The sequence below is a fragment of the Nesterenkonia sp. PF2B19 genome (assembly GCF_001758425.2).
Lineage (GTDB): Bacteria > Actinomycetota > Actinomycetes > Actinomycetales > Micrococcaceae > Nesterenkonia > Nesterenkonia aethiopica.
In genome coordinates, this window is sequence record NZ_MDSS02000087.1 from 1 (window position 1) to 8,971 (window position 8,971).

Consider the following 8,971-nt stretch of genomic DNA (forward strand, 5'->3'; position numbering starts at 1 on the left):
CCCCACGGGCACGTCCGGACGGCCCGCCTCGGCCAGGGCGGCGCGGGCGGCCTCCATGTCGTGGTCCACGACGGCGGCGAGCTCGGCCCGAGGCTCGTCCAGGATGGTCTGCAGCCAGGCCCGGCCCATTCCGCCGGCGCCGACGAGGATCAGCGGGGTGCTCATGCGCGCACCTCCTCAGCATCAGAGTCCATCGGACCCGCGTAGCCGTGCCCCGTGTAGAAGTCCTCGGTCTCATAACGCAGCAGAGTCGGGGTGGTCCGCTCCGGCCGGTGGGTGACCGCCCACTGCACGGCGTTGGAGATCACCCGGCGCACGCCCTCATGGAAGTACGTGGGAAAGTCCTGGTCGCCCGGCCGGAAGTAGAAGATCCTCCCGTAGCCGCGGCGGTAGGTCATCCCGGAGCGGAACACCTCCCCGCCGGAGAACGTGGAGAGGAAGATCAGCTCGTCGGGGGCAGGAACGTCGAAGTGCTCCCCGTACATCTCGTCCTCGTCGATGATCATCGGATGCGGGATGCCCTGGGCGATCGGGTGGGTGGGGTCCACCGTCCAGATCAGCTCCCGGTCATGCTCGGTGCGCCAGCGCAGCGTGCAGGTGGTGCCCATGAGCTTCATGAAGATCTTCGACCAGTGCCGGAGTGCAGCACGATCAGCCCCATGCCGTCCAGCACGTGCCGGTGGACGCGCTCGACGACGTCGTCGGCCACCTCTCCGTGGGCGGCGTGACCCCACCAGATCAGCACGTCGGTGGCGGCGAGAGCCTCCTCGGTGAGGCCGTGCTCGGGGTCGTCGAGCGTGACCGTGCGGACCTCGGCGGTGTCACCGAGGTTGTGGCGGACGCCGTCGGCGATCGCCCCGTGCATCCCGTCCGGGTAGCGCGCGGCGACCTCGGGTTCGACCTGTTCGTGGCGGTTCTCGCCCCAGACGGTCACCCGGATCGGACGGGCGAAGGCCAGAGAGGGGGCGGGCTGGTCAGCAGATGTCATCGGTCCATCCTTGTCGATTGTCAGGGTCAGGTACGGCAGGTCGGGTGGCGGCGACGCTCATTTGACGGCTCCACCAGTGGCCCCGGCGGCGACGTACTTCTGCGCCACAGCCAGCAGCACCACTGCCGGCAACGACGCGAGCACCGCCGTCGCCATCACGGAGCTCCAGTCGTTCACATAGGCGCCCAGGTAGTTGTAGATGCCCAGCGTGACGGGGCGGACCTCCTCCGTGGTGGTGAGGGTGAGGGCGAAGAGAAAGTCACCCCAGGTGAACAGGAAGGTGAACAGCCCCGCGGTGATGATGGCGTTGCGGCTCACCGGAACCACCACGGACAGGAACGCGCGCACCGGTCCGGCGCCGTCCACGTGGGCAGCCTCCACCAACGCCGGCGGGAGTGAGCCCATCAGGGCACGGCAGATGAGGATCGCGAACGGGATCCCTGCCGTGGAGTCGGCCAGGATGAGTCCCGGGATCGAATTCAGCAGGCCGATCTCCGCGTACACGTTGTACAGGGCGTTGGCGATCACGATGCCGGGGATCATCTGGCTGATCAGCACGCCGAAGAGCAGGTAGTCCGCCCAGCGGATGCGGAACTGGACCAGAGCGTACGCCGCCGGGACTGCGACCGCCAGGGACAGCGCCACGCTGCCGACGGCGACCATCAGACTGGTCACCAGGTTTCCGCCCTGCTCCTCCAACGCGGTCCGGTAGCCGGCGAGGTCCGGGTTCAGCGGCAGCCAGGCGGTGTCCACCGTGGCTCCGCCGGGCTGGAGCGAGGCGTTGACCATCCAGTAGATCGGGAACAGCAGGACGGCGATGATCACCAGTCCCAGGGCAGTGTTGAGCTTGGGGTGTCGGACCGTGTTCATGGGCACCTCACTCGTCGACGGGACGCCGGTTCAGGCGCAGATAGACGGCCGCGAACAGCAGGGAGATCAGGATCAGGATGTTGCTGACCGCCGCGCCCTGGCCGAAGTCGAACGTGGCGAAGGACAGCTGATAGGCCTGGGTAGCCAGCGTCTGCGTGGCGTTGGCCGGACCACCTTCGGTGAGCCCCAGGATGATGTCCAGGACCTTCAGCGTGTAGACCACGCCGAGCACCAGCACCACGGAGACCACGGGCCGCAGCATCGGCCACGTGATGTGCCGGAACGCCTGCCAGCGGCTGGTGCCGTCGATGGATCCCGCCTCGTAGAGCTCCTGCGGGATGGTCTGCAGACCGCCGTGCAGGATCACGGCGTTGAACGGGATGCCGATCCAGATGTTCACCATGATCACGGTGAACAGGGCCAGGCCGGTGGAGGACAGCCAGGGGATCCCGGACTCCACCAGCCCGGACCCGATGAGCACCCGGTTCAACGCACCGGCGTCGGTGTCGAGCAGCCATTTCCACACCGCGCTGGCCACGATGAGGGGGATCAGCCAGGGCAGCAGAATCAGGGAGCGCAGCGCCCCGGAGAGCGGGAACCGCCGACGGAAGAACAGTGCAAGCCCGAGGCCGCACAGGAACTGGCCCAGGATCGAGCCGACCGTGAAGATCACGGTGTTGGCCGCCGCGGTCCGGAACAGCGGGCTGGTCAGGACCTCGGTGTAGTTGGACCATCCGGCCCAGGGCGCCTCCCCGGTGAAGAAGGTGGTGATCGTGTAGTGCTGGAACCCCATGATGACGTTCTGGACCACCGGGTAGCCGAAGAACAGGAGCATGTAGAGCACGGCCGGACCGATGAACAGGGCCGTCACCAGCCGGTGGCGCCACGCACTGGCCCGGGCAGAGACCCTCGGCGCGGCATGGCCTTCCCCGCGCTGACCGGGTGCGGTAGGTGCCGTCGTCGCCTCGTGGACACTGGTGATGCTCATACGTACTCCTCCGCTCGGTGAAGTGCCTCGGCGGGGGTGGCCTGCCCGGAGACCGCCAGCTGCACGGCGGTGTAGAGCGCCGAGGCCGTGGTGGGCCAGTCCTCGCCCAGCTGGGCCGTGCGCGCCCGGGCGTCCGGAATGAGGTCGGTGAACGTGTCCATCTCCGGGCGCCGCCGGAGGAACTCTGCGGTCAGCCCCGGCCGGCCGGGGACGGTGAACCGCTGCTCGGCCATGGACAGCACGCTGGAGTCGGAGAGGAACTCGGTGAGCACCGCCGCGGCCAGCTCCTCCTTGTCACGATCGCCGGTGGCGGGGACCGTCCAAGCCTCACCCCCCAGCGGGGCGACGGAGCGCTGGGCCGAGTCCCGCACCGGAAGCTCGACGATCTCGTAGTCCAGGTCCTCGAGGCCGGAGAGCTCCGGGAGCTGCCACGGCCCGTTGATCATCATCGCCGCGCGCCCGGCCACGAACTGATCCTTCACATCAGCCTGACCCCAGTTCAGCACCGACGACGACGCCGAACCCTCCTGGACGAGGTCGGACAGCAGACCGAGGGCCTCCGCCGCCTCCGGGGTGCCGATATGCCGCTCGTCCCCGCCGTTGGACCAGAAGAACGGCAGGAACTGCCAGGTGCCCTCGTAGGTGGCATTGCCGCAGAAGGCGATCCCATAGCGGGTCCCCTGGGTCAGGTCGGTCGCACAGCGGCGCAGCTCCTCCCAGGTGCGCGGATAGTCGAGCCCGGCATCCTCGAACATGGCAGTGCGGCAGAACAGGGCGATCGTGTTGACCGTCGGCACCACACCGTAGACCTGCCCGTCATAAGTGCCGGCGTCCAGCACGCCGTCGTGGTATCCCGCGGTGGGGATTCCGAGCTCGTCGAAGGAGCGCAGCGCCGTGGTGGCGGCGATCTGCTGCAGGTCCGGGTTGTCCAGCATGAGGATGTCCGGCAACGTGCCCGAGGATCCTTGCTGCAGCACGCGCTGAATGAGGGACTGGCCGGAGACCGCCACACGCTGGAGCTTCACCCCGACCGTGTCCGCGGCCTGCTGGAGCGCCTCGCCGATGATCCCGTAGTCCGGATCATTGGAGTACGAGTCCATCACCCGCAGGGTATCCGCCGGGGTGCGCCCGGTGTCTCCGCAGGAGCTCAGCAGCGCCGCGGCCGGAGCGAAGATCCCGGCGGAGAGCAGGCTGCGCCGGGTGAGTCCCGACGACGCCGGGCGGGACGGCGTCAGGCCGGGTGACCGAAGCCCGAGCGCCTTCAGGCCGGCGCGCGGGCCACCGTCATGGCGGCTGGACCCGGCGCGGCCCTGCTGGGCGTGGTGGTGTGTTCGTCTGCTCATCGCGCATCACCTATCGATACGTATCGACAGTGAGTGCAGAACTGCTGGGTGCAGAACCATGGACTCTCCTTCAGATCACGGAACTCTGGACTGTCGGGGGCCTGCACTGCAGCACAGACCCCCTAACTGGGTCAGGCCCTCCCGGTGGATGCCCTGCGGACCAGCGTGGCGGTCACGATGTCGACGCCCTCCTGGGCCGGACGGCCTGCATCGATCAGCGCGAACAGCCGTTCGGCCACCATCCGGGACACGTCTCGGGGCTGGGTGGAGACTGCGGTCAGCGGAACCACCTGCTCCTCGGCCTCTGCCTCGGTGCACAGAGCGACGACGTCGGCGTCCCTCCCGGGGACCAGTCCGCGCAGGGCGAGCGCGCGCATCCCGCCGGAGAGACCGGCCGTCATGATGATCCCCGTCCGGCCACCGTCGGGATGCAGACCCGCGTCGAGGACCGCGGCGAAGCCGTCGGCCGCCGGCGCCAGGTGCCAGTCGACAGGAAGCCTATGGGCCTCCGCCGCCCCCGTGACCCCTCGTGCGAAGCGACCGATGTAGTTGTAGTCCCGGTCGACCGAGTCGGCTCCCCAACCCAGGACGCTGAGGCGAGTGTTCCCCAGATCGGCGAGCTCCTCGACGAGGAGCCTCCCGGCGGCCTCGAAGTCGAAGTCCACGCAGGCCAGGCCGGTGGTGTCCTCCGGCACTCCGATGAAGATCACCGGGAAGTCGAGGGTGCGAGCCAGATCGGCACGCTGGTCCTGCGCAGTGACCTGCATGACCACCGCAGCATCGCATTGGCGCCCTCCGGTGATCCGACGCAGGCCTTCGATCCCCTCCTCCGCCGTGACGAGCAGCACGTCATAGTCGTGGACCCGGGCGGCCAGGACGAACTCTTCGACGAAGGCCATCAGCTGACCGGCGTCGTAGGCCGAGGCGAACGGCATGACGATCGCGATGGTGTTCGTCCGGCTGCCCGCCAGAGCGCGGGCTCCGGCGTGCGGCTGATAGTTCAGCGCCGCCATCGCCTCCTCCACACGCCGCAGCGTCTCAGCAGAGATGGACCGCTTCCCGGACATCACATAGGAGACCGTGCTCTGCGAGACGCCGGCCAGCCGTGCGACATCCTTGCTGGTCGGACCACGACCCACAGAACCACCTCCTTCTGCCGAGATTCTCCCGTCACGAGAAGTCGATGCGTATCGACTCTTGGGATACAGCCGTGACTCTAGTCACATCGAGGGCAGAGATGCAACCCCCGCCCTCGAGACTCCCTTGCCCCTTCGGCCGCCCTCCACGGTCCGTCCCCGAGTTGTTCGTCCCCGTGCTGTTCGTCCGTCCAGCCGCTATCAGTCGGGGAAAGACGAAGGGGAGGGGGACAGACCGGCACGGCCGACCTCATCCCCACCCGCGCCACCCCTACGCCCGGCTCAGTCGCGCCCACAGGTCCGCGTCGAAGGCCTCGGGAGCCAGTGCCGACATGTGGCGCACCGCGTTGTCCAGCTTCGCCCGCCAGGTGCGCACCGCCTCCTCCGCGCGGCCGGCGATCAGCTCCGCCATCAGTCGGCGATCATCGTGGACGATCCTCTCCACCGCCGGCGTGTAGTCCAGCTGCAGCACGGAGATGAACATCCGCACCCGCAGGGTCAGCGCATGGAAGCTGCGGGCGGACTGATCCAGCCCCGCCGCATCGGCCAGCTCCTGCTGGAACTGCAGGTCAGCCTGGTCGACGTCGGCGCCGGCCTCCTTCCCTGGCCGCGGCCTCCACCGCCCCCAGCGCCAGGCGCGCCGGCAGCAGCCGATGCCGCGGCTGCTCCGCACAGCCGCGCAGCAGCACCATCCCCACGTGGAGTCGGGCCGCATAGAGGTCGATGACGTCGGCACCCGTCACCTGCGGCACGCTGAACCCACCGGCGCCCGGAGCCAGCAGGCCGTCGTCCGCCAGCCGCCGCATCGCCGTGCGCACGGTGCCGGCCCCCAGCCCCAGCCGAGAGGCCAGCGGCGCAGCACTCAGCCGGTCCCCCGGACGGTACCCGGCATTCATGATCTCCTTGCGCAGCGCGATCGCGATCTGCTCGGTCACCGAAAGCTGCGCATGCGGCAGCCACCGACTCGCCCGCCCCGGGGCCGGATACTCGGGCACTGCCAACGATTCTGAGTCAGAAAACTGACGAGTTTCCACCGGCTCGCCCCGCCGCCAGTCCACCCCATGCAGCCCGCGCCCCGCCCGGGCGGCCAGCTGCTGCAGCAGATCCCCCGGCACGCGTCGTCCACCGGCAGGCAACGGTCCAGCAGCCCCGCCACTGACCCCGCGGACTCCTCCCAGCCGGTGGCTCCTGGCCGCCACACCACCCGCAGCCCCCGGGCCGACTCTCCGCTGGCCGGCACAGCCTCCCCCTGCTCCGGCCAGCCACGGGCGCCCGAGACCTCCAGAGCCGCCATCACCGCGGCGCGCCGTCGGCCGAACGCGGTCGGCCGCGGCGACACCGTGCGCTCCTCGGCCGGCGCAACCTCCCGGAACTCCACCAGAATCTCCGGGAAGCTCACCCGGACGCGCCCCAGCCGCAACGCACGCCCCGACATCTCAACCGCCCGGATCGTCTCGATCGCCTCATCCTCGCCGCCACGCTCGCCACCGCGCCGTCCGGCGTGTTCCCCCGCGCGACGGATCCGTCGGAAGGCCCGGGAGACCACCGACTGGCTCAACCCCGTCAGCTCGGCCACCCGTCGGGTGGAGAACTCGGCGGTGCTGACCCTCGGACCCGCCGTCGCGAGCACGCTGGCCACGATCTCATCGGCGGTCTCCTGGATGCGGGGCCGCCCCCGGGACGCAGTCATGACCCTATTCTGACTCATCTTCGCCACCGTGGGGTCGATCACCCTTCCCCCGTCCGAATGCCACAGCGCACACTGGCAGAAAGCATCGACGCGCACCCGCCGGAAGGCCCGCGCCTCGGCCGCACGCCCGTCCGGTCACCCCGAGCGGGCACGTCCCGGCCCGCGGGCCGCCCACGGACCACCGCTGCTCCTCCCGGCCACCGGTGCGCCCCCGCACAGCTCACCCCAGACCCCAGCGAGGCATCATGACGGCAGATCTCCAGCACACCCCCGCCCCGTCCGCCGACGGATTCGAGCCCCTCCCCGAGGCCCAGGCCGAGCTGACGGCCCTGGCCGACGCCGCCGTCGGGAAGGTCACCCAGTGGCTCGAGGCCACTCAGCGCGCCGGGACGAAGCCCCACGCCTCCGCCGAGCGGCTCTCCGCCGTGCTCTCCCACCCGCACGGGCTCGACTTCACGGTCGGATTCGTGGACCGCGTGATCCGCACCGAGGACACCAAGGCCGCCGCCCAGGCGCTGTCCGAGCTGGGCGGCATCGCCCCGGACACCCTCAACGCTCTGGACCGGGCCCAGATCACCGCCGGCTCTGCGCTGGGCCGGATGCTGCCGAACGTCGTCGTCCCCGCCGCCCGGGCCCGCATGCGCTCCATGGTGGGCCACATGGTGGTGGACGCCCGGGACAAGCAGTTCGGCAAGGCCGTGCACACCCTCACCAAGGACGGCCACCGGCTCAACATCAACCTCCTGGGCGAGGCCGTGCTCGGCGAGGCCGAGGCGGACAAGCACCTGGAGGACACGTTGCGGCTGCTGCGCCGCGACGACGTCGACTACGTCTCCATCAAGGTCTCCTCCATCGCCTCCCAGCTGTCCATGTGGGGCTTCGAGGAGACGGTGGACTACGTGGTCGAGCGCCTGGTGCCGATGTACCAGGAGGCCGCCAAGGCACCGGCCGGCACCAAGTTCATCAACCTGGACATGGAGGAGTACCGCGATCTGCACCTGACCATCGCGGTGTTCAAACGCCTGCTGTCCCTGCCGGAGGTCACGGACCTCGAGGCTGGCATCGTGCTGCAGGCCTACCTGCCTGACGCCCTGGCCGCCATGCAGGACCTCGCCGGCTTCGCCGCCCAGCGGGTCGCCGACGGCGGCGCCGGGATCAAGGTGCGTCTGGTCAAGGGCGCCAACCTGGCCCTGGAGACGGTCCACGCGGAGATCGCCGGCTGGCCCCGCGTGGTCTGCGAGTCCAAAGAGGCCTCCGACGCCAACTACAAGCTCGTGCTGCACTGGCTGCTCACCCAGGAGAACATGGCGGGCGTGCGCCTGGGCGTGGCCGGGCACAACCTGTTCGACATCGCGTTCGCCCACCTGCTCGGCGTGCAGCGCGGCGTCAGCGACCGGCTCGAGTTCGAGATGCTGCAGGGCATGGCCACCGAACAGGCCGAGGCCGTCAGCTCCGACGTCGGCCAGCTGCTGCTCTACGTGCCGGCGGTGCGCCCCGCCGAGTTCGACGTGGCGATCTCCTATCTGGTGCGCCGGCTGGAGGAGAACGCCTCCAGCGAGAACTTCATGTCCGGGATCTTCGACCTGCAGCCCGGCAGCCACGTCTTCCGCCGGGAGGAGGACCGCTTCCGCGCCTCGGTGGACACTCTGGCGGAGATCCTGCGCAGCCACGGCCATCTGCCGCCGTCGCCGCAGCACACCCAGGACCGCCGTGAGGAGGGGCACAGTCTGGCCGAAGCCGCCCTGGCCTCCCCGGACTACGCCACCGGCGTCCCGGACTTCGTCAACGAGCCGGACACCGACCCCTCCCTTCCGGCCAACCAGGAATGGGCGCGTGAGGCGCTGGAGCGCGCCGCTCAGCCCGGCTGGCTGGAGGCCCAGCCCGTGCCGGAGCAGATCAGCATCGACGACGTCGACGCGCTGAACCACCGGCGCCCGAGCCGCCGCCGTCGAGTGG

The 8,971-nt window shown here is 69.8% G+C and carries 8 protein-coding genes and 1 pseudogene; 1 reads left to right on the forward strand and 8 read right to left on the reverse strand.

Annotation, left to right across the window (positions count from 1 at the left end; translation table 11 throughout):
• Positions 1–161: 161 nt before the first annotated feature.
• The 8 genes and pseudogenes from BCY76_RS16365 to BCY76_RS16400 form a co-directional block, all read right to left on the reverse strand.
• Positions 162–988, reverse strand: a pseudogene (locus BCY76_RS16365) (ThuA domain-containing protein).
• Between the two features lie 57 nt (positions 989–1,045).
• Entirely contained in the window at positions 1,046–1,858 is an 813-nt protein-coding gene (locus tag BCY76_RS16370) for a carbohydrate ABC transporter permease (protein WP_070158893.1), read from the reverse strand.
• Positions 1,859–1,865: 7 nt separating this feature from the next.
• Positions 1,866–2,846 carry a carbohydrate ABC transporter permease gene (locus BCY76_RS16375; protein ID WP_070158892.1) on the reverse strand — a complete coding sequence of 327 codons (981 nt, stop codon included), beginning with the start codon at positions 2,844–2,846 and terminating at the stop codon, positions 1,866–1,868.
• Positions 2,843–4,189, reverse strand: coding sequence for a sugar ABC transporter substrate-binding protein (locus BCY76_RS16380; RefSeq protein ID WP_083277306.1), 1,347 nt, complete (start codon positions 4,187–4,189; stop codon positions 2,843–2,845). Before BCY76_RS16380 ends, BCY76_RS16375 begins: the two co-directional genes overlap by 4 nt.
• A gap of 131 nt (positions 4,190–4,320) precedes the next feature.
• Positions 4,321–5,328, reverse strand: a complete 1,008-nt coding sequence (locus BCY76_RS16385; protein ID WP_085437926.1) for a LacI family DNA-binding transcriptional regulator — start codon at positions 5,326–5,328, stop codon at positions 4,321–4,323.
• A gap of 268 nt (positions 5,329–5,596) precedes the next feature.
• Positions 5,597–5,998, reverse strand: a complete 402-nt coding sequence (locus BCY76_RS17785; protein WP_139827856.1) for a hypothetical protein — start codon at positions 5,996–5,998, stop codon at positions 5,597–5,599.
• The gene (locus BCY76_RS16395; protein WP_085437928.1) at positions 5,895–6,260 is read right to left on the reverse strand and encodes a GntR family transcriptional regulator; all 366 of its coding nucleotides are present in this window, start codon (positions 6,258–6,260) and stop codon (positions 5,895–5,897) included. Before BCY76_RS16395 ends, BCY76_RS17785 begins: the two co-directional genes overlap by 104 nt.
• Entirely contained in the window at positions 6,257–7,015 is a 759-nt protein-coding gene (locus BCY76_RS16400) for a hypothetical protein (protein ID WP_139827858.1), read from the reverse strand. Before BCY76_RS16400 ends, BCY76_RS16395 begins: the two co-directional genes overlap by 4 nt.
• 245 nt (positions 7,016–7,260) lie before the next feature.
• On the opposite strand from BCY76_RS16400, the gene BCY76_RS16405 reads away from it, so the two are divergent.
• The coding region (locus BCY76_RS16405; RefSeq protein ID WP_170922738.1) for a proline dehydrogenase family protein at positions 7,261–8,971 on the forward strand (1,711 nt) is incomplete at its 3' end.

What these genes read in the sequence shown, in the direction of transcription:
- BCY76_RS16370 (WP_070158893.1), bottom strand. Translation starts at nt 1,858, where the DNA reads ATGAACACGGTCCGACACCCCAAGCTCAACACTGCCCTGGGACTGGTG.
- BCY76_RS16375 (WP_070158892.1), bottom strand. Translation starts at nt 2,846, where the DNA reads ATGAGCATCACCAGTGTCCACGAGGCGACGACGGCACCTACCGCACCC.
- BCY76_RS16380 (WP_083277306.1), bottom strand. Translation starts at nt 4,189, where the DNA reads ATGAGCAGACGAACACACCACCACGCCCAGCAGGGCCGCGCCGGGTCC.
- BCY76_RS16400 (WP_139827858.1), bottom strand. Translation starts at nt 7,015, where the DNA reads ATGACTGCGTCCCGGGGGCGGCCCCGCATCCAGGAGACCGCCGATGAG.